Consider the following 23581-nt stretch of genomic DNA (forward strand, 5'->3'; position numbering starts at 1 on the left):
GAGAGTTATGACCGATCTGGTTCAGGATGTCATCTCGCTGGTTTGCATGAGTGCGTTTCTTGTTTCCATGGCGATCTGGATCGGAGCCATGTGAGTTGGCGGCGTCTGCCATCGCTGTTTCCCGATGGCCCTAAGCCGCTCCGCCGTTAAGCTTTTCTTGCCGCCGCGACGTTAGGGTGCGTCTCCAGGCAGGGAGCAGCGTCCAGGTGTCGCCCATCGTCACGGCCATTCTCGTGGCCAGCAATCTCGGACTGATCTTTCTCTTGATGACCGTGCCGCTTGGTTTGCGCACGGTCCGGTCCAGCCGCATTGTGGCAATGGACCGGCAGCGCCTGTGGCAGGCGCTGTGGCCGCTTGGCAGCGATGCCGGCTGGTCCGGCGAGATCCTGTCGGCGCAGCCGCTGGACGAAGAGGGCGTGGCCCGCATCATGCTGTCGTGGGAAGGCCGCGACGGCAAGCCGATAGAGCGCAGGGCGCGGTTTGAAGATGTCGTCGAGGGCAGCCGCTTCTCGATGCGGGTGATCGAGGACACCGCGCTCGATGGCTCGTTCTGGAAGGATTATGGCGAGACCGCCGAGCTGGTTTCGGAGGGCAGCGGCACACGCGTGACGCTCAGCCGGATCGACCGGTATCGCGGCGTCGCCTTCCTGGTGTTCCGCTACTTCGCCATGCGCCGCGAGCTTTCCAAGCTGCAGCATTGGGCAAGGACCGGGCAATACCGCAAGGGCGGCTGGTTCGAGCATCCGCTGAGCCAGGTCGGCTTTGCCGTGCTGTCGGCATTGATGCTGTGGCCGTTCTTCGGCCTTCACCTCGGCGGGCTGGCGCTGGCCGCGATCCTAACGTCGGTGGTGGCATTGCACGAACTCGGCCACATGGCGGCGTTCCGGTTGACGGGCCATCGCAGGGCGCGGATGATCTTCATCCCGCTGCTTGGCGGCATCGCCATTGGCGGACGACCCTACAACAGCCGTTTCGAAGTGGCCTTCGTGGCGTTGATGGGGGCGGGGTTCTCCGCCTTCCTGGTGCCGATCGTCATCGCCGCCAGCGTGCTTGCCGGCAACGAGGGTCACAAGGCTGCCGCCGCGCTGCTGGCCGCCCTCGCAGGTTGTGCTGCCCTGTTCAACATCGCCAATCTGGTGCCGGTGTGGAAATTCGACGGCGGCCAGGTGCTGCGCCAGATCTGCCCGGGGCCGGTGGTCCTGGCGCTGGCGTCCTTCTCGCTGCTTTCCGCCTTTCTGGCGCTTGGCTGGCGGGCTGGTTTTTCCTCGGGCTTCCTGCTGGCGGCCGGTGCGGTGTTTTCGATCCTCAGCCTGCTCACCGTCGGCAGCGGGGTGAAGCCGCGTCACGAACTGGAGCCGATCGGCACCCTCGACCGGTTCGTCATCGCAGGCGCCTTGCTGGCGGTGTTCGCCATCCATGGCTGCGGCGTGCTATGGGCTTCCGCCCAACTGATCTAAGGGTGCTCGGAACCCACAGTTTTCGACACGGCCTGACCTGAATCTCAATACACCTTATGCAGTTCCCAGGCCGACAGTGTCAGCCGGCCTTGCGCGAAGCTTCGGCGGGCAAGGCCGTCGCGGGACCGAACACGTCCTCGAAAGCGGATTTCAGTGCCAGGTCGAGATCGGCCATGGTCAGGGGCAGGCCGAGGTCGACGAGGCTGGTGACGCCGTAGTCCGAGACACCGCAAGGCACGATGCCGCTGAAATGGCCAAGCTCCGGCTCGACATTGATGGCGATGCCGTGAAAACTCACCCAGCGACGCAGCCGGATGCCGATCGCCGCGATCTTGTCCTCGGCTGGCGAGCCGTCAGGCAAAGCAGGGCGCTCCGGCCGCACCACCCAGACACCGACACGGTCCTCGCGGCGCTCGCCGCGCACGTTGAAGGTGGCGAGTGTGCCGATGATCCATTGTTCGAGCGCGGCGACGAAGGCGCGCACGTCCTCGCGCCGGCGCTTCAGGTCGAGCATGACATAGGCAACCCGCTGGCCGGGCCCATGATAGGTGTATTCGCCGCCGCGTCCGGCCGCGAAGACCGGAAAGCGGTCCGGCTCGATCAGGTCCTCGGTGTGGGCGCTGGTGCCGGCGGTGTAGAGTGGTGGATGTTCGACCAGCCAGACCATCTCGCCGGCAGCTCCGCTGCGGATCGCCTCGGCGCGCGCCTCCATGAAGGCAAGCGCGTCGGGATAGGCGGTAAGGCCGGGCTCGACCAGCCATTCGACCGGCGCCGAACCGGGCAAGGGCAGGAATGACGTGGCGATCTGGCTGCGTTCAGTCATGACGTATCGCTTTGCTTATAAATGTCGTGGTCCCAAAACCGCCTTGCGATTTTGGGCGACATGCCTTGGCCTCCATATGGCGATATTGGGCGCAAACGTCCAGTTCGCGACGCTCATTGCAATCCTGTGGAACGTTATGCCAATTGCCCGACATTATTGCTCGCCACGCACTTGTTTCGCCGGAAACGATTTGCTACACGCCGCGAGCCGGTCGGTTCCGGCTCCTACCACGTGCGGTCGTGGCGGAATTGGTAGACGCGCAGCGTTGAGGTCGCTGTGGGGCAACCCGTGGAAGTTCGAGTCTTCTCGACCGCACCAGTATTTCCTGAGGCAAGGCTTCGGACGTCTTGAAATGACCTCCTGCAATCTGGCGATCATCAGATCCTGAGTATGGCGCCGGCCTGCTATAAGGGGCGGATCTCGGTTCCACTCGGCAGATCAAAGGTCACGACGAGGCCGCTTGGCTGGTTGTCGTGCAACTCGATCTTGCCGCCGTGCCCCTGGATGATACCCGCTACGATGGAAAGGCCGAGCCCGAAGCCGTGCTTCGAGGCAACGCCGCGTGACATGTCCTCCTTGAAGAACGGTTCGAACACGCGCGAGCGCGCTGTCATTGAAATGCCCGGCCCATCGGGAGGCAGTAAGAGCCCCGATGCCTGGACTATTTCAGGTGAAAATGGCTGCATGCATGAAGTGATCTTAAGTTTTGTTGCGCAATCTTGGCTTGATCTTGGCTCCGTGCGCGCCTCTGGAACGGCAAAGCGTCAGACTCGGGAGTGTTTGATAGTCCCGCTCGTCAGGACGTTGGGCCGGCCTGACCGCTGCCGAGAGGGATTTTTTGTCGGCCAACTAAAGTTCACCAGCGGCGGGCCGCTTCCTCAGCTGAGCTGCTAAACAAGGCTGTCGCTGTTTTGTTATTGCTCTCAGCTCGCTTGACAAAGCGATCCAGACCACGGCACGAATCGCTTCGTGGGTTTTGGCAAAGGGGAGATACCATGAAGAAGACTTATGTGAAGCCGATGTTCGTAAGGCGCGAAAAGCTGTCCGCCGTGACGGCGATAGCTTGTCCTAGCTTCGGCTGCCCGACCTAAGGGCTGGACCGGCTTCTGCCAGATCGCCCGCCGTCGAAAGTGGGTGGGCTTCCATCGTGGCGTGAGCTTTTCGACTGTTTGGAAGGGACCGCTGGGCCGCGCATTCAGATCGCGCTGCCCCGTGCTCCGGGAACTGCCCTTAGGCAGCCTGTTGCCAGAGCTTATGCAGCCTTCTTCATCCGTGCCAGCGTATCGGCCACCTCCTCGCCGAAGGACGACGGCGTCGGCACGATGTTGACGCCGGCATGGCCCATGCGGCGGCCTTTCGGGGCAGGCAGGCCGATGATCTGGGCGATCGGCAATCAGCCCAGAATGATGAAGCAAGGTGACTAACGTAACTCGGCCAGCCGGCGAGCTACCCCGTCCACCCCAGCCCAGCCGAGATGCAATTAATCGACACCAGCAAGGCGTCAGTTGCCCGCTTTTGATCCGTCGTCCTTGCCCTGACATCACGCAGCAGATCGACCTGCAGCCGGTGGATGTCGTCCATCTGCCGCCGCAGGCTGTCGAAACGCCGCTTGAACATCGGAAAGCGCTCGGAAAGATCACCCCCTGTGAGGTCGCCGATCAGGCGTCGCGTCAACTCGTACTCCCCGGCGATGCGGGCATAGATTCGTTTGGCGGCATCGCTGTCGGACACAAGGCCGGCGTAGCGCCGCGCGATCTCCATGTCGGCCTGGTAGAGCGTCTTCTCGGCTTCGTCGACGATCAGGCGGAAAAAGCGCGAGTGCTCGAACATGCGGGCCAGAAGGTCGCGCCCGACCTCGCCGCGCACCGCGACGAAGGCGCTCAGCGCGCTGCCGATGCCATACCAGCCGGTCAACAGATGACGGTTCTGGCTCCAGGCGAACACCCATGGAATGGCGCGCAGGTCGGCGATGCCGTTGGCGCCGAAACGGCGGTCCGGCCGGGAGCCCATTTTCAGGAGCGCCAGTTCCGCGACCGGGCTCGCCTGGTTGAAATAATCGAGGAAGCCGGGCTCGGCCATCAGCGTGGCATAGGATGCCTGCGACATGCCGGCGAGCGCCTCGAGCGCTTCGTCGAACTCCGGCGTCTCCTTCGTCTCGGCATCGCCCGGCGATCCGACGCTGTGGACCAGAACGGCGGCGGCGAGGATCTCGAGCTGGTTGAGGCCGGTGCCGCGATTGGCGAATTTCGACGATACAACCTCGCCTTGCTCGGTCACCCGCATGGTGCCGGCGACGGTGCCTTGCGGCTGCGCCGCGATCGCCCGGCCGGTCGGCGCGCCGCCACGGCTGACGGAGCCGCCGCGGCCGTGAAAGAAACTGATCCCAACCTTGTGCTTGCGCCCGACGGCAGCGAGCCGCTTCTGCGCTTTGGCCAGTTCCCAATTGGAGGCGAGGAAGCCGCCGTCCTTGTTGGAATCGGAATAGCCGAGCATGATTTCCTGGCGCGCGCCGAAATCGCGCACCGTGCGCCTCACCAGCGAGACGTCGAGCAATCCGTTCAATATGCCAGGGGCGGCCTGCAGGTCGGCGATGGTCTCGAACAAGGGCACGATCCGCAGCCTGATTGTGCCGCCGGCGGGCGCGGTCGAAAGTCCGCAATATTGCGCCAGCAGATAGACCGCGAGCAGATCGTCGGCGGAGCGGGTCATCGAGAGAACGAAAGAGCCGACAGCGTCGGGATCAGAGCTGGAGATGTGCCTGGCGATGACGGAGAATGTCGAAAGCAGTTCGCCTGCTTCAGCCGAGAGCCGCCCAGCGTCTATCTCCAGCCGCTCGCCCTCGCTGATGGCTTTGCGAATGCGCGCCGACCATTGCGGCGTGCCAGCCGCGACCGGATCGGCGGGGTTCGTCAGCGCAAACAGTTCGGCCAGCACGCGGTTGACGACCGTGGAGTTCTGCCTGAGGTCGAGCGAGACGGTGCGGAAGCCGAAGCTGCCGACCTGCCAGAGCAGAGGCTGGACGAAACGCCTGGCCACCGCGCGCCCGCCGATTGCTTCGAGAACGCTCGACAGCCCCTCCAGATCGGCACGAAACGCGCCCGCCGACGGGTACGCCGCCGCACCGCCGTCCCGTGTCGCCTCCAGCCGGGCAAGCAGGGCCGAAGCGAATTGGCGGAGCGGTTCGTCAGGGTTGCGGGTGGTGATCCCATCGGCCTGTCGGCTTTTATCAAGCGCCGTTTGCAGCACCGGCTTGAAGCTCGCCGGCAGGTCGATGACGTTTGAGCTGGCGCTCAGCACCGTCACCAGCCGCTGCATCTGCGCCAGATACCAGCCTATGGCCGTATCGCGGTATTCGGCCAGGGCATGGGCGGTGACGGCGGCCGTCACATTCGGGTTGCCGTCGCGATCGCCGCCGATCCACGAGGCATAGCGCATGAAGGAGGGGATTCTGATCGGCGCTGCCGGATAATGGCGCTCGAGGGCGCCTTCCAGCTTGCCATAGAGCTGCGGCGTTGCCTCGAAGATGACTTCACGAAAGAAATGCAGGCCCCAGGCGATTTCGCGTTCGACCGTCGGGCGCTCCAGCCGCAGCTCGCCCGTCATCCACAGAAGCTCGATCTCGCTTTCCAGATCGGCGACCAGCAGGTCGCGTTCGCGCGGCGCCCAGCGCGGCTGGTCGAGTTCGGTCAGCTTGCGGTAGATACGGCGATGGATCTCCAGCACCGTGACGCGTTTGGCCTCCGTCGGGTGCGCGGTCATGGTCGGGCCGACGCAGAGTTCGTCGAGCCTGGCCTGGACCTGCTCCGCCGAATGGCCGTTCGCCGCCATCCGCGCGATCACGCTAGCGAAGGAGCCGGGCACGTCGTCGACACCGGTGCCTTGTTCGAGTTCGCGGCGCGCCCGCATGGCGAGCAACTCGTCGGCAATGGCGAGCAGCTGGAACCAGACGCCGCTCGCCTGAAGCGCCGGGATGCGCTGCTCCGCGGCAAGCGAGACAAGCGACCGACGTCCGGTCAGAACGGCGGCGATCTCCGGCTCCCGCGCGCTTGCGACCTGAAGCAGCAGGCGCAACAAGAGGCTGCGCTCGTCCTCCCGAAATTTGATGCGTCTGCTCTGTTCCAAACGCTTCAAGCCGCCTTCTTCGTTCGCTCCAAAGTCTCGGCCACGACGTCGCCGAAGGACGACGGCGTCGGCACGATGATGACGCCGGCCTCTTTCAGGATCTCGACCTTCTCCTGCGCGGACTCACCGAAAGCCGAGATGATGGCGCCGGCATGGCCCATGCGGCGGCCTTTCGGGGCGGAAAGCCCGGCAATGTAGGCGATCAGCGGCTTCCTCATATTGTCGCGCGCCCAGATCGCGGCTTCGGCTTCCTGCGGCCCGCCGATCTCGCCAATCATCACCACGGCGTCGGTCTCGTCGTCCTGCTCGAACAGCTTCAGAACGTCCTTGAAGGAGGAGCCGTTGATCGGATCGCCGCCGATGCCGACGCTGGTCGAGACGCCGATGCCGAGCGCCTTCATCTGCGAGGCGGCCTCGTAGCCCAGCGTGCCCGACCGCCCGACGATGCCGACGCGGCCGGGAAGGTAGATCGAGCCGGGCATGATGCCCATCAGCGCCTGTCCCGGCGTGATGATGCCGGCGCAATTCGGCCCGACCAGCCGCATGCGGTCCTCGAAGCGGTAGCGACGCATGTAGCGCTTGACCTGCATCATGTCCTGCGAGGGGATGCCGTCGGTGATGCAGACGCAGAGTTTTATTCCCGCATCCGCCGCCTCCATGATTGAATCGGCGGCGAAGGGCGGCGGCACGAAGACGATGCTGGCCTCGGCACGGGTTTCGCGCACCGCGCCCTTGACGGTGTTGAAGATCGGCAGGCCAAGATGCGTCTGGCCGCCCTTGCCGGGGGTGACGCCGCCGACGAGCTTGGTGCCGTAGCGCTTCATGTCCTCGGCATGGAAGCTGCCGATCTTGCCTGTGAAACCTTGCACGATGACGCGCGTGCTGCGGTTGAGCAGGATTGCCATTTTTCTGTCCTCCCTCAGGCTGCTTTTTTCTTGGTGGCCGCGCGCCATGCGGCGACGGCTTTTTCGGCGGCTTCGGCGAGCGTGTCGGCGACAATCACCGCCTCGCCGGAATCGGCCAGGATCTTGCGTCCTTCCTCGGCCCTGGTGCCGGACAGCCGCACCACCAGCGGCACGCTGACGCCGACCTCGCGGATCGCCTTGATGACGCCCTCGGCAACCCAGTCGCAGCGGTTGATGCCGGCGAAGATGTTGACCAGGATGGTTTCGACATTCTTGTCGCCGAGCACGGCGCGGAAGGATTTCGCCACCCGCTCGGGCGAAGCGCCGCCGCCGATGTCGAGGAAGTTGGCCGGTTCGCCGCCGGCGATCTTGATCATGTCCATCGTCGCCATGGCGAGCCCGGCGCCGTTGATGATGCAGCCGATATTTCCGTCGAGGCCGACATAGGACAGGCCGCGGTCGCTGGCGAAGGTTTCGCGCGGGTCTTCCTGGCTCTTGTCGCGCAATTCGGAGATTTCCGGCCGCCGGAACAGCGCGTTCTCATCGAACGACATCTTGGCGTCGAGCGCCACCAGGCTGCCGTCGCGGGTCACCACCAGCGGATTGATCTCCAGCATCGAGGCGTCGTAGTCGCGAAACACCTGGTAGCAGCTGAAGATGGTCTCGGTCGCCTTGCCGATCAGGCTGTCCTCCAGCCCGAGCCCGAAGGCGATCTCGCGCGCCTGGAAGCGCTGCATGCCGACGCCCGGGTCGACGGTGGCGCGGATGATGGAATCCGGCGCTCTTTCGGCGATCTCCTCGATCTCCATGCCGCCGGCGGCCGAGGCGACGATCATGACGCGCTCTTCCTTGCGGTCGAGCACGAAGCCGAGATAGAGTTCCTGCGCGATGTCGACGGCTTCCTCCAGATAGAGGCGCGAGATCAGCTTGCCGCGCGGGCCGGTCTGGTGGGTCACCAGCTTGCGCCCGAGCATGGCTTCGGCGGCGCTGGAAATCTCCTCGTCATTGGCGCAGAGCTTGATGCCGCCGGCCTTGCCGCGCGCGCCGGAATGAACCTGCGCTTTCAGCACCCATTTGCCGCCGCCGATTTCGCGCGCCCGGTAGGTGGCCTGCTCGGGGCTGTAAGCCAGGCCGCCGCGCGGCACATGCACTCCATGCCGGGCGAGCAGCTCCTTGGCCTGATATTCGTGGATGTCCATTTTTTCTCCTCCGCAAATCGTCAAAGTGCCGCGACGCGCGGCCCTCGTTGGCTAATTAAGCTGGCCGGCGCGTTCGATGGCGTCGTTGACCACCAGCACGTTGCGCGCCATGCGTTCCGAAGCGGCGTCGATCATCTTGCCGTCGAGTGCGGCGGCGCCTTTGCCTTGCGCCTCGGCTTCCTTCAGCACCTCCAGGATGCGGCGGGCGCGCGTGACTTCCTTCTCCGGCGGCGAGAACACGTCGTTGGCCAAAGCAATCTGCGAGGGATGGATCGCCCATTTGCCTTCGATGCCGAGTGCGGCGGCGCGCCGGGCGGCCGCCTTGTAGCCTTCCGGATCGGAGAAATCGCCGAACGGCCCGTCAATGGCGCGCAGGCCATAGGCGCGGCAGGCAACCGTCATTCGCGACAGGGCGAAATGCCACTGGTCGCCGGGATAGTCGGGGTTGAGGCCGCCAATGTTGACGGTGCGCGCCTTGTTTGAGGCAGCATAGTCGGCGACGCCGAAATGCATCGCTTCCAGCCGGCCGGGCGTCGCGGCAATGGCCTCGACATTGGCCATGCCGAGCGCGGTCTCGATCAGCGCTTCCAAGCCGACACGGGTCGTGAATCCCTTGGCCATCTCGATCTGGTTGACCATGGCCTCGACCATGTAGAGATCGGCCGGCACGCCGACCTTCGGCACCAGGATCGTGTCCAGCCGGTCGCCGGCCTGTTCCATCACGTCGACGACGTCGCGGTACATATAGTGCGTGTCGAGGCCGTTGATGCGCACCGAGACTGTCTTGCCCTTTGCGCGCCAGTCGATGTCGTTGAGTGCCTGGATGATGTTCTTGCGGGCGCGTTCCTTGTCGGGCGGAGCGACAGCGTCCTCGATGTCGAGGAAGACGAAATCGGCGGCGCTGTTGGCCGCCTTGTCGATCATCTCCGGGCTGGAGCCGGGAACCGCCAGCTCGCTGCGCTGCAGCCTGAGCTTCTTGAGATGGTTGATGGTGTGGCTCATCTTCTCATCCTCAAGCGGCTTCGGCGACCGGCACCGCGGCCGAGGCGCGGAAATGCTGGATGGCGGCGCCGACTCCGGAACCCGGCGCCAGCCGCACGCCGCAATCGAGCAACGCCATTTCGGCCGCCGACAGCGAGGCCAGCACCATCACCTCGTTCAGCCAGCCGAGATGGCCGATACGGAAGACCTTGCCAGCCACCTTGTTGAGGCCGCCGCCAAGCGACGTCTGGTACTTCTGGTAGGCCTTTTTGACGATTTCAGCGCTGTCGATGCCTTCGGGCACCAGGATGGCGCTGACCGTGTCGGAGTGCCATTTCGGCGCCTTGGCGCAGAGCTTCAGGCCCCAGGCGTCGACCGCCTTGCGCACGCCTTCGCCGAGGCGATGGTGGCGCGCAAAGATATTCTCAAGCCCTTCATCGGCGATCAGGTCGAGCGAGGCACGCAGGCCGCGCAGCAGCTGCGTTGCCGGCGTGTAGGGAAAATAGCCGGCATCGTTGGCGCGGATCATGTCCTCGAAGGAGAAGAAGCAGCGCCGGTGGGTGGCGGTTCTCGAAGCGATGAGAGCCTTCTTGCTGACCGACAGGAAGCCGAGGCCGGCCGGCAGCATGAAGCCTTTCTGCGAACCGCTGACGGCGCAGTCGACGCCCCATTCCTCCTGGCGGAAGTCGATGGAGCCGATCGACGAGACGCCGTCGACGAAAAGCAGGGCAGGGTGGTTCGCATCGTCGAGCGCCGCGCGGCAGCCGGCGACGTCGCTGGTGACGCCCGTCGCCGTCTCGTTCTGGGTGCAGAAGATGGCCTTGATGCGGTGCGTCTTGTCCGCCTTCAGCCGCTCCGCATAGAGCTCGAGCGGAACGCCGGTTCCCCATTCGCAGTCGATCACGTCGACCTCGAAGCCGAGCCGCTCGGCCATGTCGACCCACAGATGCGAGAACTGGCCGAAGCGCGACATCAAAACGCGGTCGCCAGGGCTGAGCACATTGGTCATCGCCGCTTCCCAGGCACCGGTACCGGAGGACGGGTAGATGAAGACGCGGCCGGTCTCGTTCTTGAAGACGCGTTTGATATCCTCGAACAGCGGCAGGGTGAGATCGGGGAAGGTGGCCGCGCGCATGTCCTCCATCGGCAGGTTCATCGCCTGCCGCACCTGCTCGGGAATGTTTGTGGGTCCTGGGATGAAGAGATGAGTGAACCCAGCCATGCGCGAACTCCTCCGATCGTTTTGGATTGTGGAGGAAGTGTCGCGTCGATACGGCCGGCCAACAACACCTTGCCGGGTAAGTAGTTGGCCCGCGCGGGTGGGGTGCTCCTACCCGGTTGGCCTACCCGATAGGTGACTTGGGGCTTCGGCGCTTCTCGCTCGAATAGAGCGCTACCGCCATGGCGCGGTTGCGGACATCCAGCTTGTCGTAGAGATTCTTGAGGTGATATTTCACCGTATTCTCGGAGATGCCGGTCCGGGTCGCGATCTGCAAATTGGTCCAGCCGTCGGACAGCACCGCCAGCAGTTCACGCTCGCGCACGGTCAGTCGAGACAGAGGCGTGTCGTTGACCTTGTTGATGTCGATATAGGGGATGCAGATGCGGCCGTGCGCGACCGCCAGGATCGTGTCGAAGATGATGGCGGGATCGTCGAACTGGAAGCAGTAGCCCTGCGCCCCCAGGCGCACGCACTGTTTCAGGATGCCGATGTCATGGTCGTTTGAAAAGACGGCGATGCGAACGTTGAGCTTGCTGCCCTGGACCTCGGCCAGGACGTCCGCGCCGTCCATGTCAGAGAGCTTCCAACCGATCACGGCGACATCGAACTCCTGTGCCGTGGCAAGCTCCAGGAAATGCCTGCCGCTTCGTACCGAGGCCAAAAGTTCGAACCGCCCGTCGCATTCCAGCATTTCGCGCAGAGCCGATATGACGAGCGGATTGCGTTCGGCGACGACCACGCGAACGCGCCGCTCTTCGATTGCCTTGTTCTCTGTCCGTGACCTGATCTTCAAGGGCTTCCGGCTTTTTTGTTGCGGCCTGGCGGGTCCTGGCGATGCCTGGACCTGCGTCATGGTAATTCTGCCCCAATGGCGCGAGGGTGCTCTTTCCCCAGCGACATCAGCTGTCGCGCCGCCGGAAGCCGAAGGGCGCCCTTCTTTTGATGAAATCGATAGTCCGCGCGCGCATGACAACACGGCATCGGGGAAGCCCGACGTGAGCGGGCAAGCATGCGTTTGACCTGAGATTCCCGAGCGTTAGAAGGCCATGTTGCGAAGTTGAAGCGTGTTGGGCCGACTTCGCTTTTGCACAGGCACCGGGCCGAAAAACCGGTTTCCACTTTGCGGACTCATGGTCTAGACCTGATTTGCACCTTTTCCGGGATTCTGATGGCGGGAGGCGCTGGTGGAAGGCCAGGACGAACGGACGACGGGCGCCAGGGCCGCCGACGAGCACCACGCCGACATCTATGGCGAGGACGGTGCCGTCCTTTCGTCCTTCCTCGCCCGGATTGGTGCGGCGATCGCCGACCGCGACACGCTGACCCTCAAGCGTGAAGTCGACGACCTGCATCAGTCGGAACTTGGCGACCTCATCGAGGCGCTGCACCCCGAACAACGGCTTGCCTTGGTCGATCTGCTGGGCGCCGACTTCGACTTCTCCGCTTTGACCGAAGTCGACGAGGCGATCCGCATGGATATCGTCGACAATCTGCCCAATGCGCAGATCGCGCAGGCCGTGCAGGAGCTCGATTCCGACGATGCGGTCTACATCCTCGAAGACCTCGAGCCGGAAGACCAGGACGAGATCCTGTCGCAACTGCCGTTCACCGAGCGGATCAGGCTGCGCCGTTCGCTCGACTACCCGGAAGAGACCGCCGGAAGGCGCATGCAGACCGAGTTCGTCGCGGTGCCGCCCTTCTGGACCATCGGCCAGACCATCGACTACATGCGCGAGGACAAGAACCTTCCCGAGCGCTTCAGCCAGATCTTCGTCATCGATCCGACCTTCAAGCTGCTGGGCGCCATCGATCTCGACCAGATCCTGCGCACCAAGCGCGCGGTCAAGGTCGAGGAAGTCATGCATGAGACGCGGCACGCCATCCCGGCCACCATGGACCAGGAAGAGGCGGCGCGGGAATTCGAACAATACGACCTTTTGTCGGCCGCCGTGGTCGACGAGAACGAGCGGCTGGTCGGCGTGCTGACCATCGACGACGTCGTCGACGTCATCCAGCAGGAAGCGGAGGAAGACCTGCTGCGCATGGGCGGCGTCGGTGACGAAGAGCTCTCCGACAGCATTCTGGCGACCTCGCGCTCGCGCGTTCCCTGGCTGCTCGTCAATCTCTTGACCGCATTTCTGGCGGCATCGGTGATCGGCCTGTTCGACCACACGATCGAACGGATCGTGGCGCTCGCCGTGCTGATGCCGATCGTGGCCGGCATGGGCGGCAATGCCGGGTCGCAGACCATGACCGTCACCGTGCGGGCGCTGGCGACCAGGGATCTCGACATCTACAATGCCGGCCGCATCATCCGCCGTGAAATGGGCGTCGGCTTCATCAACGGCATCGTCTTCGCCATCCTGATCGGCATCGTCGCGGCGGCGTGGTTTCGCGATCCTAATCTGGGCGGCATCATCGCCGCGGCGATGATCATCAACATGTTCGTGGCGGCCCTTGCCGGCATCCTGATCCCGCTGCTGCTCGACCGCTTCAAGGTCGATCCCGCGGTCGCTTCGGCGGTTTTCGTCACCACGGTCACCGATGTCATTGGATTCTTTGCCTTCCTCGGCCTCGCGACCTGGTGGTTCGGCGTCCGGTAAGTGTCTCAATTGACTTTTACGTAAATGCCGTGCGAGGCTCGTGCGGGGGTGCCGGGTTCGATTCCGGCGGGCAAGGGTTTGGTTCGGGACAGATGGGCGACGCCGCATGGCGATCACCCGGAATTCCGGCATGGAGTGACAATGCGGGAATATTATTCGATCACCGAACTGACCCGCGAATTCGACGTGTCGACGCGGACGCTGCGTTTCTACGAAGACGAGGGGCTGGTGCAGCCGGTGCGTCGCGGCCGCACGCGTCTGTTTCGCCCTTCCGATCGCCATCTCATCCGGCAGATCATGCGTGGAAAACGGCTCGGCTTCTCGATCAACGAGATCCGCGAGATCATCCAGATGTACAAGGAGCCGCCGGGCGAGGTCGGGCAGCTCAAGCTGATGATCAAGCGCATCGAGGAAAAGCGCGAGGATCTCAGGCAGAAGCGCCGCGACCTCGAGGAGACGCTGGCCGAACTCGACCAGGCCGAAGAGTCCTGCGTCGAGCGGCTGGTCGAGCTCGGCGTCAATACCTGACCTGTGCGGTTGCTCCGATGCCTCGCCGCCAGGAACTGTGAAGGCTGAACCGGCGGTCGATCACGTCATGTTCATCACTCTCGCTTGGCTGTTTGTCGCCGCTGTCACCGTCCACAATCTGGAGGAGGCGGTTTTCCTGCCTGCCTGGTCCGAGCAGGCGGGGCGCTGGCACCGTCCCCTCGCGGCCAACGAATTCCGGTTCGCGGTGTTCGTGCTGGTTGTTCTTGCTGGCGTTGCGGCTTTGCTCGCCACCGTGCAGGGACGGGAGAGTTTCGGCGCCTACGTCCTGTCGGGCTATGCGCTTGCGATGCTGCTCAACGTGGCTTTTCCACATCTCCTCGTCACAATGGTCACGCGCCGCTATATGCCGGGGACCGCGACCGCTCTCGCATTGAACCTGCCGGTCACCGCGGCTCTGCTGCATCAGGCATTTCGCGAGGGATATATTTCGGCGACCGGCTTCGCCTTGACGGCGCCCGCCATTGTCCTGGCCATCGTGCTTCTGCTCCCGGTGCTGTTTTATGTCGGCCGGAAACTGCTTCCGGACACGGCAGGCGCTCCAGGCAAGGCTTCTGACTGATCCCGCCGGACCTCAGATCCAGCGCCGCACTCTTTTTGCATAGTCGCGATATTTCTTGCCGAATTTCGCCGCCAACATCTTTTCCTCGCGCTCGATCGCGACCTTCTGGGTGACGAAGGCGGCGACGAAGGCAAGCAGGAAGAACCAGGCGATGCCCGAGACGAAGGCAACGCCGATCAGCATCAGCGTGTTGGCCAGGTACATCGGATTGCGGGTGACGCCGAAGGGACCGGTCGTGACGAGATGATCGGGCACGGCGTTGGGATTGAGCGTTGTCCTGGCCCGTATCATGGTGCGGATCGCGGTGAACCAGAGGACGGCGACAGCGAACAAAGCCACCCAACCGGCGGCGAACAGGATATCGCCCAGCAGGTCGCCGATCCAGGGCAGGGGATAGAGCAGGCCGAGGATGATGCTGAGGGCGATTGCGGCGACGTAGATCACCGGCGGCCACGGTATCAGCCCAGGCTTCGGCTCCGTCATTGCGTCCCTCCCTCCGTCATCTTGTCCTCGGTCTTGGCGGTACACGTTGCGGCAAGATCGGACAGATGCGCCCTGAAGTCCGCAGTCTGGTCGTTGTTGTAGAGCCGATCAAGAGAGCCTTCACCTTCGAGAGTCTCGAGCATACAGCCGCAATAGCTCGAACAGAAGGTTGCGTTGCGCATCTGCTCGCACGAGCGCTGGCAGGTTTTCAAGAAATTGACCCGCGGGGGGTCGACCTGCGCCGGCATCACTTGCGAGAACAGCCAGACGCAACCGATCAGCAGCGGCTGGTGGATCAGGTAGAAGGCCAGGCTGTGGCGGCCGATGAAGACCAGCGGATTGGCCCAGCGGCCTGGCACGAGGCTCGCCAGACGTGCCCGTATACCGGAAGCGGACGCGAGTTTCGTCACCCCGAGGCCGAGAAGCACGGCGCCGAACCATGGAAACAGCGGCACATAGTCGTTGGAGCGCGGATTGATCGCCGACAGGCCGATCCACCACAGCCAGGGGTGATCGAGGGCCTCGAAGCGCAGGTAGGCTGGCGCCGCGATGACGAGCGCGGCGACGACAAGCGTCAGCAGCGCCGGCAGGCGCAGGAACGCGAGGCCAAGCAGGCTCGCCAGCGCGATCTCGTGCAGGATGCCGAAGAAAATGAATCCGTCGGGCGTGGCGATGCGGGTAACGACCGATATGGCGACCGCCGCGCCCGCAACCATGGCGAACCGCTTCCAGAAACCGTTCCAGCGGATCTGTCGGCCATGGGCGAGATAGAGGCTGACGCCGACCAGGAACAGGAAAGTCGAAGCGATGCAGCGGGCGTAGAACTTCCACCAGCCGAAGGCGGTGAGACCAGGGTCGGTGTAACCGAAGAATTCCAGGTCCCAGGTGAAGTGGTAGCTCGCCATCGCGATCAACGCGATGCCGCGCACGATGTCGATGGCGACGATGCGCTTCGATGGCTCAGGAACGGGTGCGGTCGGCGTATGGATGGTCATGGTCTCGCGATCTGATTCAGCCCTCCAAGACGACTATCACGGTTGCACCGGATAGAAGAAGGCCGGCCGTCCTGGGCCGGGTCGCGCGGCTGAGCCCGCACCAGCCGCCGGGTTGGGCCAGCGCGGGAAAGCCTTTGACCGGCTTCGCTTTTTGCCGGGTGGGCGTCGGTTTCCTCTTAATGGGCCTGAAATGTCCACGCCAGATTTGGCGCCGCGATTCTGTTTGGGGAAGCAATGTCCACCCATGTGCGCCATCCGATCTGGCTTCCGGCCCTCAAGGCCGCGGATGCGCGCACCTTCGCCTCGCTCTACGCGGTCGAATCCTTCGCCCGCGCCATGGTGTCGAGCGTCATCCCGATCCAGGCCTACGAAATCCTGCACAACGAGCAGATCGTCTCGATCCTCTACACCGTCGTGTCGCTGCTCGGCCTGTCGGTGACCCTGTTCATGCCGATGCTGATCCGCCGCTTCGCGCGGCGCTGGGTGTACACGGCCGGCGCCTGCCTGCTTGCCCTCGGCTCGCTGTTCTTCGTTACCCATACGCTCGCCGGGCAACTGGCCGGCATGCTGTGCCGCGTCATGGGCGCCAGCGCGCTGTCGATCACGCTCAACCTCTACATCATGGACCACATCCGCAAGACCGATTTCATGCAGGCCGAATCGCTGCGCATGGCGTGGTCGATGGTTGCCTGGACCTGTGGGCCGACGCTGGGCATCTTTCTTTACGCGCATTTCGGCATCTACGCCGCGCATGGTGCGGTGGCGGTGTTCGCCCTGGCCTTGCTGGCGCTGTTCTGGACCTACCGGCTGGGTGACAACCCGTCGATCCGCCCGGGTAAGACGCGGCCGGCCAATCCGCTCGCCAATATCGGCCGCTTCGTGGCGCAGCCGAGGCTCAGACTCGCCTGGCTGATCGCCTTCGGCCGCTGCTGCTTCTGGACGACGTTCTTCGTCTATGGGCCGCTGTTCATGGTCATCACCGGGCAGGGCGATATCGCCGGCGGCCTGCTGGTCTCGGCCGGCAACGCGCTTTTGTTCATGGCTATCTTCTGGGGCAAGGCAGGAAAGCGCTTTGGCGGCCGGCGCACCATGACGTTTGCCTATTTCGCCATGTCGGCATCGCTGCTGGCCGCCGGCACGATCGGAGCGACAGCACCGTTGCTGACCGGCGCCTTCCTGTTGTGCGGCGCCTTCTTCACCATCGCGCTCGACGCCCTGGGTTCGACCGCCTTCATGCGCTCGGTACGCTCCTATGAGCGGGCGCAGATGGCGGCGGTCTACCGCACCTATCTCGATTTTTCCGAACTGACGCCGCCGCTGGTCTATTCGGTGGTGCTGGCGTTCTTCGGCCTGGGATCGGTGTTCGTCACCCTCAGCCTGCTGGCGGCGTTTTGCGGCTTCATGACCTGGCGCTACCTGCCGAAGTCCCTGTAGGTATGTCGATATTCAGGTGATGCCGGCCTGACCTGAATCTCGACATACCCTCATGTCACCGCCGCATGGCGCTCGCGCACCCAATTGTGGAAGCGGTGCAGATCATATTCCTCGGGCATCAGCACGCCGGCTGTGTGGCGCATCGAGCGCAAGCCCTTCTGGTTGACCTCGCAGATGGCGGCGTCCTCCTCCAGCACCTGTGTGCCAAAGGCGATGATGTTGTCGATATCGGTCTCGGCGAGGGCCTCGGGCGCGAACAGCCACTCCGCGACAAGCTCGGTCTGTTCGGGACCGAGCGGCACCAGGTGCACGGTCCTGACATAGTCGACATGGCCGACGATGAACATCGAGGGCAGGCTGGTGGCATAAGTCTGGCCGGCGCTGCGTTCCGCCGGCTTCAGCCCTGAGAAGACCGGGCCGTGCGTCTGGCCGTCGCGCGACCAGGTCTGGGCGCCTGCGCGCAAGCCGCCGGAAAATTCCGGCGCGTCATTGTCGGCGTGGCGGAGCCATTCGGGATCGTCATGCCGGCTCATCAGGCCGCGGCCATAGATCGGCACCAGCCGCGACAAATCCTTGTGGACGCCCGGACAGTGCAGGCACTCGTTGAAGTTTTCCCAAAAGATCTTCCAGTTGCAGTTCATGACCTTGCGCAGCATATGGCCCGATACCAGCGTTTCGAGCGGCCAGTTGCCGAGGTTGCCGGACGCGGGATCGAAGGAGGATTGCGCCGAGCCGGCGGCATCTTCAGCAAGATTGACGAAGACGAAGCCCCGCCACACCGAGAGCGCGACGCGATAAAGCGGGTGATCGGCCTTGTCGAAGCCGTCAGGCAGTGATTTCGACGGCACGCGCACCAGCTCGCCGCGCAGCGAGTAGGACCAGGCGTGATACGGGCAGGTTATCAGCCGCGCTTTCAGGCGGCCCTCGCTCTCCTGGCAAAGCTGCGAGCCGCGATGGCGGCAGGTGTTGTGGAAGGCGCGCAGCTCACCTGTGTCGTCGCGCAGCACGAGGATGTCCTGCGTGCCGATGCGGAATCGGCGGAAGGCTAGCGGCTGCGCCAGATCGGCCTCGCGGCAGACGAGCAGCCAGTCTCTGTACCAGATGGCGTCGAGATCACGCTTATAGCTCTCCTGGTCCCAATATGCCGATGAGGGCAGCGTCGGCTCGGTACGGGTCAGCCCGTTATAAGGATCGCGCTCGCTGGCATTGGGCTGCATGGCTGGCTTCCTGTGAGGCTTGCCAGCCGACACCCGGCCATGAACTTTGTCAATCAGGACGGGATGGGAGCGGCTTTGCCGACACGACGCTCCTGCGCTGGCGGCTGTCGGAATTTGGTTTGCCGCGCGCGGCGAATTTCCCTATAGTCACCAACGTCGTCGGTTCCTTTTTGGGAGCCAAGAGGGAATGCGGTGCGGGCGAGGTTTCGCCCAATGCCGTGGCTGCCCCCGCAACTGTGTGCGGTAGTCCTCTCCATATGCCACTGAAGGTTTTCCTTCGGGAAGGTGGGGAAGGGCGCTTATCCGCGAGCCAGGAGACCTGCCGGCGACAGGAAACTGACTTCGATGCCCTCGGGTGGAGGGTGAAAGGACAAGACATGACTACCGCTACCGTCTCCCTCGGCGCCTCCGTCTCCTCGCAGTCGCGCTTCATGCAGCTCGCGCTCGCGGCGCTGCTCGGCATCTTCGTCGTTGGTTTTGTCGGCTTCTCACACATCGATGCGGTCCACAACGCCGCCCACGACTATCGCCACTCGATGGCGTTTCCCTGCCACTAACTGGGATCTGACATCATGAACCTTTTTCGCAACGTCGTGTTCGTCGCGGCGATCGCGGGGCTCGTGGCCGGTGTCGTTCTTGCCTGCATGCAGGCCTATGCGACCGTTCCGCTGATCCTGAAAGCGGAAGTCTACGAACAGGCCGGCGGCGGCCATCACCACGATCATGGCGCGGCACCCGCCGCGACCGATACCAGCGCCGTGAGCACGGCCGCTCCGGCAGGCAATGCCATGAGTTCCGCCGCGCCGGCAGCGGAAGCAGCTGCTCCGGCAGCGGAGGATGAAGGCTGGGCGCCGGCCGACGGCTTCGAGCGTTTCGCCTTCAGCGTGCTTGCCAATATCGTCACCGGCATCGGCTTCGCATTGGTCCTGGTCGCGGTTTCGGAATTCGCAGGCGGCGTCGGCAACTGGCGCCAGGGCGTTTTCTGGGGTCTGGCCGGCTTTGCCGTGTTCACACTGGCGCCTGGCCTCGGCCTGCAGCCGGAGTTGCCTGCAATGCCGGCGGCCGATCTCCTGCCGCGCCAGATCTGGTGGTCGGCAACGGTGGCGGCAACCGCTATCGGCCTTGGCCTGATCGTGTTTCGCAGATCGCTGCCGTTGACCATCCTCGCGGTCTTGCTGATCGTCGCGCCGCACATTGTCGGCGCGCCGCAGCCCGACAGCTTCGAGACACCGATCCCGGAAGGCCTGCATCATCAGTTCGTGGTGGCGGTGACGGTGACAAATCTGGTGTTCTGGCTGTTGCTCGGCGCGGTCGTCGGCGTGGTTCGCGGGCGCTTCACCGGCCCGGCGACCAGCCTGCGCGACAGCTTTGCCTGATCTGGGCAAGCTGACCTTCATCATCGGTGGTGCGCGCTCCGGCAAGAGCGCGCACGCCGAAACCCTGGTGACGGCATTGCCCCCGCCATGGGCCTATATCGCCACGGCGCAAGCCTATGACGACGAGATGCACGAGCGCATCGCGCTGCATCGTTCGCGGCGCGGCGAGGGCTGGTCGACCATCGATGTGCCACTCGACCTTGCCGAAGTGCTAGAGGCGTTGCCGGATGGTCAACCGGTGCTTGTCGACTGCCTGACGCTGTGGCTGACCAATCACATGCTGGCGGATCACGACGTCGAGGCCGTGTGCCGACGGCTGGCGGACGTTCTGTCGCGGCCGCGCGGGCCGTGGTTCGTGGTGTCGAACGAGGTCGGGCAAGGCATCGTGCCCGACAATGCGCTGGCGCGGCGTTTTCGCGACGACGCCGGTCGGCTCAACCAGCGGGTCGCCGCGGTCGCCGATACGGTGCTCCTGATGGTGGCGGGGCTACCGCTCAAGGTGAAATGAAATGACCGAAGACAAGGGCTCCAAAGACCGGGATGAAGAACGCCATCGCGCCAAGATGGCCAAGCGCAAGGCGGTGCAGGACGCCGAGGTCGCGGGCAAGACGATCGAGAAGGGGTTGCTGATCGTCAACACCGGCCCCGGCAAGGGCAAGACCACGGCCGCCTTCGGTCTCGCACTGCGGATGCTCGGCTACGGCAAGCGCGTCGGCGTCGTCCAGTTCATCAAAGGCAAATGGCACACCGGCGAGAAGGACGCTTTCGCCGCCTTCGGCGACCGGGTCGTCTGGCATGCGATGGGCGAGGGGTTCACCTGGGAAACGCAGGATCTGAAGCGCGACATCGCGGCCGCCGAAGCCGCCTGGGCCAAGGCCGTGGAATTGATTGGCGACCCCTCGATCAGCCTTGTCGTGCTCGATGAACTCAACATCGCGCTGCGCTACGATTATCTCGATCTCGACAAGGTGGTTGCCGCGCTCAAGGCTCGCCGCGAGGGCCTGCACGTTGTCGTCACCGGTCGCAACGCGAAGCCGGCGCTGGTCGAGGCGGCGGACCTGGTCACCGAGATGGGGCTGACGAAACACCATTTTTCCGCCGGCGTAAAAGCGCAGCAGGGCATCGAGTTCTAGAACACCAGGATTGCGATCACCGCGATCAGCCCAAACAGGCCAATCAGCAAATAGTCGGCGACACGATAAAGTTGGAGCGCCCGCCGGATGTCGCCGCTGTCGACATCGCGTCGTCCGCCTTCGCCCATGAAGACGTCGTCGACCACGACGCCGCCATAGCTGCGCGGCCCGGCGAGCGCGAGGCCAAGTGCGCCGGCCATGGCCGCTTCCGGCCAGCCGGCATTGGGCGAGCGGTGTTTTTTCGCGTCGCGCCGTACCGCCTGCCAGGCATTGCCGGGGTCGGTGCCCTTGACCAGGAAAGCGGCCAGCACAATCAGCACCGCCGTCAGCCGTGATGCCGGCAGGTTGATCCAATCGTCGAAGCGTGCCGCCGCCCAGCCGAAGGCCTCATGGCGTGGGGTGCGGTGGCCGATCATCGAATCGGCGGTGTTGGCGGCCTTGTAGGCGGCGCCGCCGGCCAGCCCGCCGACACCGGTCCAGAAGGCGGGGGCGACGATGCCGTCGGAGAAATTCTCCGCCAGGCTCTCGATCGCCGCCCGGCAGACGCCGGCGCGGTCCAGCGTTTCGGGATCGCGGCCAACGATTCGCGAGACGGCGGCTCGGCCCATGTCGAGGCCTCCGCTGTCGAGCGCGTCGGCGACGGCTTCGACGTGTTCGTAAAGGCTTTTCTGCGACAGAAGCGATGTCGCCAGAAGGACGGCAATGATCAATCCCAAGGGGACGAACCAGAGCAGGACAAGCTGCACGCAAAGACCTGCTGCCGCCGGCACCAGCACGATGACGAGAAGCGCCTGGACACCACGTTGGCGACGCAGCGCGTCGGGATCAGTGGCGCGGTTGAGCCTCAAGTCGAGAAAGGATATCAGCCTTCCGAACCACGTCACCGGATGGCCGATGGCGCGAAACAGCCAGTCGGGATAACCGAGGGCGAATTCGACAACCAATGACAGGAAAGCGATCAGGACTGACATGAAGCTTCTTGAAGGAGCGGTGGACCATGGTGGAAGTCTTGGCCGGGCAAGGGCGCTTTTCCCCAATGCCGTGCTGCCGTTCGTCGACCTCTCGACCGGTATCAATCCGCACTCCTACCCGCTTTTCGACCTGCCCGCCACCGCCCTGTGGCGATTGCCGGAGGCCGCGCGTGGGTGCGAGCTGATAGAGATTGCGGCCCAAACCTATGGCGCGCCTTCAGCGGGCAACGTCGTGGCGGCGCCTGGTACGCAGATTCTGCTGCCGCGCGTGGCATCGCTGGTGCGGCCCGGCAAGGCATTGGTGCTGGCGCCGACCTATGCGGAACACGCCAGGGCGGCGGCAATCGCCGGGCACGTGGTGGCCGGGGTCGGCGATTTCGCCGCGCTGGCCGAAGCCGACCTCGCCATCATCGTCAATCCGAACAATCCGGATGGGCGCATCATCGAGCGCGACCGGCTGCTGGCGCTGGCCGCCAGGTTGCGCGCCAGGGGCGGGTTGCTGGTCGTCGACGAGGCGTTCATGGATGTCGGCCCGCGCGAACACAGTCTCGCCGGCGATGTCGGCCAGGGCGGCATCGTTGTGCTGCGTTCGTTCGGCAAGTTCTTTGGTCTGGCCGGACTGCGGCTTGGGTTCGCGCTTGCCGATGCGCCAACGGCTGAACGGTTGGACACGCAGTTCGGGCCGTGGGCCGTCGCCGGACCGGCGTTGGAATATGGCATCCGCGCGCTCGCCGATCTCGGGTGGCAGGATGCGATGCGGGCGTCGCTGGTGGATGCGTCGGCGCGCCTCGATGCGCTGTTCGGCCGTTTCGGCGTTCGCGTCGCTGGCGGCACCACATTGTTCCGCTATCTCAGCCTCCCCGATGCCGGCGGCCTGTTTTCCGCGCTTGGCGAGAGCGGCATTCTGCTCCGGCATTTCTCCGGCCGGCCGCATGTCCTGCGCGCCGGCCTGCCGGGGAGCGAGGTGGAATGGCGCAGGCTCGAATCCGCGCTTGCCGATTGGGCGTCGCGGCGCGAGGATCGGTCGAAAGGTTAGAAACAATGATCCATGTCTGCTCGCTGGCGAAGATCGAGGAAACGGTGGCCAGGACAGGCGCCGACCGCATGCTATCGCTGCTTGCGGCCGGGACGGATGTGGTGCGTCCGGCCTCGATCCCTAGGGAAAACCACCTGCATCTGGTCATGCATGACATTGCGGTGGCGCAGGACGGCATGACCATGCCTGGCGAGGAGCATGTGCGCAGTCTGCTCGATTTCGCGCGCCGCTGGGACCGGGCAAGGCCGATGGTGGTTCACTGCTATGCCGGCATCAGCCGTTCGACGGCTTCGGCCTACATCATCACCGCGGCGCTGGCGCCTAAGCGCAATGAGCTGGAACTGGCGCAGACGTTGCGCGCGCTGTCTCCTTCGGCGACGCCCAATCCGCGACTGATCGCGGTGGCCGACACGCTGCTCGAGCGCAAGGGCCGCATGATTGAGGCGATCGAGTCGATCGGGCGAGGGGCCGACGCCTTCGAAGGCACGCCGTTCGCGCTCAAGATCGATATTTAGG

At 64.3% G+C, this 23581-nt stretch carries 22 protein-coding genes, 1 tRNA gene, 2 pseudogenes and 1 riboswitch; of the genes and pseudogenes, 12 read left to right on the forward strand and 13 right to left on the reverse strand.

Going from position 1 to position 23581, the window contains the following annotated elements; genetic code table 11:
- Positions 1–206: 206 nt before the first annotated feature.
- Complete coding sequence (locus EN851_RS01715) at positions 207–1457, forward strand: site-2 protease family protein (RefSeq protein WP_135928394.1); 1251 nt, start codon at positions 207–209, stop codon at positions 1455–1457.
- A gap of 79 nt (positions 1458–1536) precedes the next feature.
- Here the strand turns inward: EN851_RS01715 and lipB are convergent, their stop codons facing one another.
- Complete coding sequence (gene lipB / locus EN851_RS01720) at positions 1537–2280, reverse strand: lipoyl(octanoyl) transferase LipB (RefSeq protein WP_135928395.1); 744 nt, start codon at positions 2278–2280, stop codon at positions 1537–1539.
- A gap of 233 nt (positions 2281–2513) precedes the next feature.
- Here lipB and EN851_RS01725 point away from each other — a divergent pair.
- A tRNA-Leu gene (locus tag EN851_RS01725) sits at positions 2514–2598 on the forward strand.
- Positions 2599–2684: 86 nt separating this feature from the next.
- On the opposite strand, the pseudogene EN851_RS01730 reads toward EN851_RS01725, so the two are convergent.
- From EN851_RS01730 to EN851_RS01765, 8 genes and pseudogenes are all read right to left on the reverse strand, one after another.
- A pseudogene (locus EN851_RS01730) lies at positions 2685–2912 on the reverse strand (HAMP domain-containing sensor histidine kinase); the annotation flags it as partial.
- 620 nt (positions 2913–3532) lie between these two features.
- Positions 3533–3667: pseudogene (locus tag EN851_RS01735) on the reverse strand (succinate--CoA ligase subunit alpha); the annotation flags it as partial.
- A 59-nt stretch (positions 3668–3726) separates the two neighbouring features.
- Positions 3727–6411, reverse strand: a complete 2685-nt coding sequence (locus EN851_RS01740) for a phosphoenolpyruvate carboxylase (protein WP_245520675.1) — start codon at positions 6409–6411, stop codon at positions 3727–3729.
- Positions 6408–7307 carry a succinate--CoA ligase subunit alpha gene (sucD, locus tag EN851_RS01745; RefSeq protein WP_127871573.1) on the reverse strand — a complete coding sequence of 300 codons (900 nt, stop codon included), beginning with the start codon at positions 7305–7307 and terminating at the stop codon, positions 6408–6410. The genes EN851_RS01740 and sucD overlap by 4 nt, the downstream gene beginning before the upstream one ends.
- 14 nt (positions 7308–7321) lie before the next feature.
- Entirely contained in the window at positions 7322–8506 is a 1185-nt protein-coding gene (locus tag EN851_RS01750) for a malate--CoA ligase subunit beta (protein ID WP_135928396.1), read from the reverse strand.
- 51 nt (positions 8507–8557) lie between these two features.
- Complete coding sequence (locus EN851_RS01755) at positions 8558–9508, reverse strand: CoA ester lyase (RefSeq protein WP_135928397.1); 951 nt, start codon at positions 9506–9508, stop codon at positions 8558–8560.
- Between the two features lie 10 nt (positions 9509–9518).
- The gene (locus EN851_RS01760; RefSeq protein ID WP_135928398.1) at positions 9519–10709 is read right to left on the reverse strand and encodes an aminotransferase class V-fold PLP-dependent enzyme; all 1191 of its coding nucleotides are present in this window, start codon (positions 10707–10709) and stop codon (positions 9519–9521) included.
- A 121-nt stretch (positions 10710–10830) separates the two neighbouring features.
- The gene (locus EN851_RS01765) at positions 10831–11502 is read right to left on the reverse strand and encodes a response regulator transcription factor (protein WP_135866598.1); all 672 of its coding nucleotides are present in this window, start codon (positions 11500–11502) and stop codon (positions 10831–10833) included.
- Between the two features lie 391 nt (positions 11503–11893).
- Here EN851_RS01765 and mgtE point away from each other — a divergent pair, with 391 nt between their 5' ends.
- From mgtE to EN851_RS01780, 3 genes are all read left to right on the forward strand, one after another.
- Complete coding sequence (gene mgtE, locus EN851_RS01770) at positions 11894–13312, forward strand: magnesium transporter (RefSeq protein ID WP_135919208.1); 1419 nt, start codon at positions 11894–11896, stop codon at positions 13310–13312.
- 141 nt (positions 13313–13453) lie between these two features.
- The gene (locus EN851_RS01775; protein WP_006203215.1) at positions 13454–13840 is read left to right on the forward strand and encodes a MerR family DNA-binding transcriptional regulator; all 387 of its coding nucleotides are present in this window, start codon (positions 13454–13456) and stop codon (positions 13838–13840) included.
- A 67-nt stretch (positions 13841–13907) separates the two neighbouring features.
- Positions 13908–14420: an HXXEE domain-containing protein gene (locus EN851_RS01780; RefSeq protein ID WP_127280836.1), complete on the forward strand. Its 513-nt coding sequence runs from the start codon at positions 13908–13910 to the stop codon at positions 14418–14420.
- 12 nt (positions 14421–14432) lie between these two features.
- Here the strand turns inward: EN851_RS01780 and EN851_RS01785 are convergent, their stop codons facing one another.
- Positions 14433–14903 (reverse strand): isoprenylcysteine carboxylmethyltransferase family protein, encoded by a 471-nt coding sequence (locus EN851_RS01785; protein ID WP_127280835.1) that lies wholly within the window; start codon positions 14901–14903, stop codon positions 14433–14435.
- Complete coding sequence (locus tag EN851_RS01790) at positions 14900–15898, reverse strand: DUF1624 domain-containing protein (RefSeq protein ID WP_135928399.1); 999 nt, start codon at positions 15896–15898, stop codon at positions 14900–14902. The genes EN851_RS01785 and EN851_RS01790 overlap by 4 nt, the downstream gene beginning before the upstream one ends.
- Positions 15899–16132: 234 nt before the next feature.
- Between EN851_RS01790 and EN851_RS01795 the strand changes: the two genes are divergently transcribed.
- On the forward strand, positions 16133–17332 hold the full coding sequence (locus EN851_RS01795; protein WP_135928400.1) for an MFS transporter: 1200 nt from the start codon (positions 16133–16135) through the stop codon (positions 17330–17332).
- Positions 17333–17382: 50 nt separating this feature from the next.
- Here EN851_RS01795 and EN851_RS01800 read toward each other — a convergent pair whose 3' ends face one another.
- Positions 17383–18549 carry an aromatic ring-hydroxylating dioxygenase subunit alpha gene (locus EN851_RS01800; RefSeq protein ID WP_135928401.1) on the reverse strand — a complete coding sequence of 389 codons (1167 nt, stop codon included), beginning with the start codon at positions 18547–18549 and terminating at the stop codon, positions 17383–17385.
- Between the two features lie 143 nt (positions 18550–18692).
- Positions 18693–18891: riboswitch (cobalamin riboswitch) on the forward strand.
- Positions 18892–18926: 35 nt separating this feature from the next.
- Here EN851_RS01800 and EN851_RS01805 point away from each other — a divergent pair.
- Genes EN851_RS01805 through cobO form a run of 4 tightly spaced genes read left to right on the forward strand, consistent with a single transcriptional unit; the run spans position 18927 to position 21058 of the window.
- On the forward strand, positions 18927–19106 hold the full coding sequence (locus EN851_RS01805) for a CbtB domain-containing protein (protein ID WP_127280551.1): 180 nt from the start codon (positions 18927–18929) through the stop codon (positions 19104–19106).
- A 15-nt stretch (positions 19107–19121) separates the two neighbouring features.
- Positions 19122–19925, forward strand: a complete 804-nt coding sequence (locus EN851_RS01810; RefSeq protein WP_135928402.1) for a CbtA family protein — start codon at positions 19122–19124, stop codon at positions 19923–19925.
- Positions 19918–20433: a bifunctional adenosylcobinamide kinase/adenosylcobinamide-phosphate guanylyltransferase gene (cobU, locus tag EN851_RS01815; protein ID WP_135928403.1), complete on the forward strand. Its 516-nt coding sequence runs from the start codon at positions 19918–19920 to the stop codon at positions 20431–20433. The genes EN851_RS01810 and cobU overlap by 8 nt, the downstream gene beginning before the upstream one ends.
- Position 20434: 1 nt before the next feature.
- On the forward strand, positions 20435–21058 hold the full coding sequence (cobO, locus tag EN851_RS01820; protein ID WP_127871562.1) for a cob(I)yrinic acid a,c-diamide adenosyltransferase: 624 nt from the start codon (positions 20435–20437) through the stop codon (positions 21056–21058).
- On the opposite strand, the gene cbiB is transcribed toward cobO, so the two are convergent.
- The gene (gene cbiB / locus EN851_RS01825; protein ID WP_135866615.1) at positions 21055–22029 is read right to left on the reverse strand and encodes an adenosylcobinamide-phosphate synthase CbiB; all 975 of its coding nucleotides are present in this window, start codon (positions 22027–22029) and stop codon (positions 21055–21057) included. The genes cobO and cbiB overlap by 4 nt on opposite strands.
- Here cbiB and cobD point away from each other — a divergent pair.
- Both cobD and EN851_RS01835 read left to right on the forward strand, forming a co-directional pair.
- On the forward strand, positions 22028–23065 hold the full coding sequence (cobD, locus tag EN851_RS01830; protein ID WP_135928404.1) for a threonine-phosphate decarboxylase CobD: 1038 nt from the start codon (positions 22028–22030) through the stop codon (positions 23063–23065). The two genes, cbiB and cobD, sit on opposite strands and share 2 nt — an antisense overlap.
- A gap of 5 nt (positions 23066–23070) precedes the next feature.
- Positions 23071–23580: a tyrosine phosphatase family protein gene (locus tag EN851_RS01835; RefSeq protein ID WP_127277993.1), complete on the forward strand. Its 510-nt coding sequence runs from the start codon at positions 23071–23073 to the stop codon at positions 23578–23580.
- Position 23581: the final 1 nt, after the last annotated feature.

This window comes from Mesorhizobium sp. M8A.F.Ca.ET.208.01.1.1 (assembly GCF_004791315.1).
Classification (GTDB): Bacteria; Pseudomonadota; Alphaproteobacteria; order Rhizobiales; family Rhizobiaceae; genus Mesorhizobium.

Bases quoted from the DNA above. Each gene is read 5' to 3' on its own strand.
- EN851_RS01835 (WP_127277993.1), top strand. From the start codon at position 23,071: ATGATCCATGTCTGCTCGCTGGCGAAGATCGAGGAAACGGTGGCCAGG.
- cobO (WP_127871562.1), top strand. From the start codon at position 20,435: ATGACCGAAGACAAGGGCTCCAAAGACCGGGATGAAGAACGCCATCGC.
- sucD (WP_127871573.1), bottom strand. From the start codon at position 7,307: ATGGCAATCCTGCTCAACCGCAGCACGCGCGTCATCGTGCAAGGTTTC.
- EN851_RS01785 (WP_127280835.1), bottom strand. From the start codon at position 14,903: ATGACGGAGCCGAAGCCTGGGCTGATACCGTGGCCGCCGGTGATCTAC.
- EN851_RS01790 (WP_135928399.1), bottom strand. From the start codon at position 15,898: ATGACCATCCATACGCCGACCGCACCCGTTCCTGAGCCATCGAAGCGC.
- EN851_RS01805 (WP_127280551.1), top strand. From the start codon at position 18,927: ATGACTACCGCTACCGTCTCCCTCGGCGCCTCCGTCTCCTCGCAGTCG.
- EN851_RS01755 (WP_135928397.1), bottom strand. From the start codon at position 9,508: ATGAGCCACACCATCAACCATCTCAAGAAGCTCAGGCTGCAGCGCAGC.
- cobD (WP_135928404.1), top strand. From the start codon at position 22,028: ATGAAGCTTCTTGAAGGAGCGGTGGACCATGGTGGAAGTCTTGGCCGG.
- lipB (WP_135928395.1), bottom strand. From the start codon at position 2,280: ATGACTGAACGCAGCCAGATCGCCACGTCATTCCTGCCCTTGCCCGGT.
- cbiB (WP_135866615.1), bottom strand. From the start codon at position 22,029: ATGTCAGTCCTGATCGCTTTCCTGTCATTGGTTGTCGAATTCGCCCTC.
- EN851_RS01750 (WP_135928396.1), bottom strand. From the start codon at position 8,506: ATGGACATCCACGAATATCAGGCCAAGGAGCTGCTCGCCCGGCATGGA.
- EN851_RS01800 (WP_135928401.1), bottom strand. From the start codon at position 18,549: ATGCAGCCCAATGCCAGCGAGCGCGATCCTTATAACGGGCTGACCCGT.
- EN851_RS01760 (WP_135928398.1), bottom strand. From the start codon at position 10,709: ATGGCTGGGTTCACTCATCTCTTCATCCCAGGACCCACAAACATTCCC.
- EN851_RS01795 (WP_135928400.1), top strand. From the start codon at position 16,133: ATGTCCACCCATGTGCGCCATCCGATCTGGCTTCCGGCCCTCAAGGCC.
- EN851_RS01780 (WP_127280836.1), top strand. From the start codon at position 13,908: ATGTTCATCACTCTCGCTTGGCTGTTTGTCGCCGCTGTCACCGTCCAC.
- EN851_RS01810 (WP_135928402.1), top strand. From the start codon at position 19,122: ATGAACCTTTTTCGCAACGTCGTGTTCGTCGCGGCGATCGCGGGGCTC.
- EN851_RS01775 (WP_006203215.1), top strand. From the start codon at position 13,454: ATGCGGGAATATTATTCGATCACCGAACTGACCCGCGAATTCGACGTG.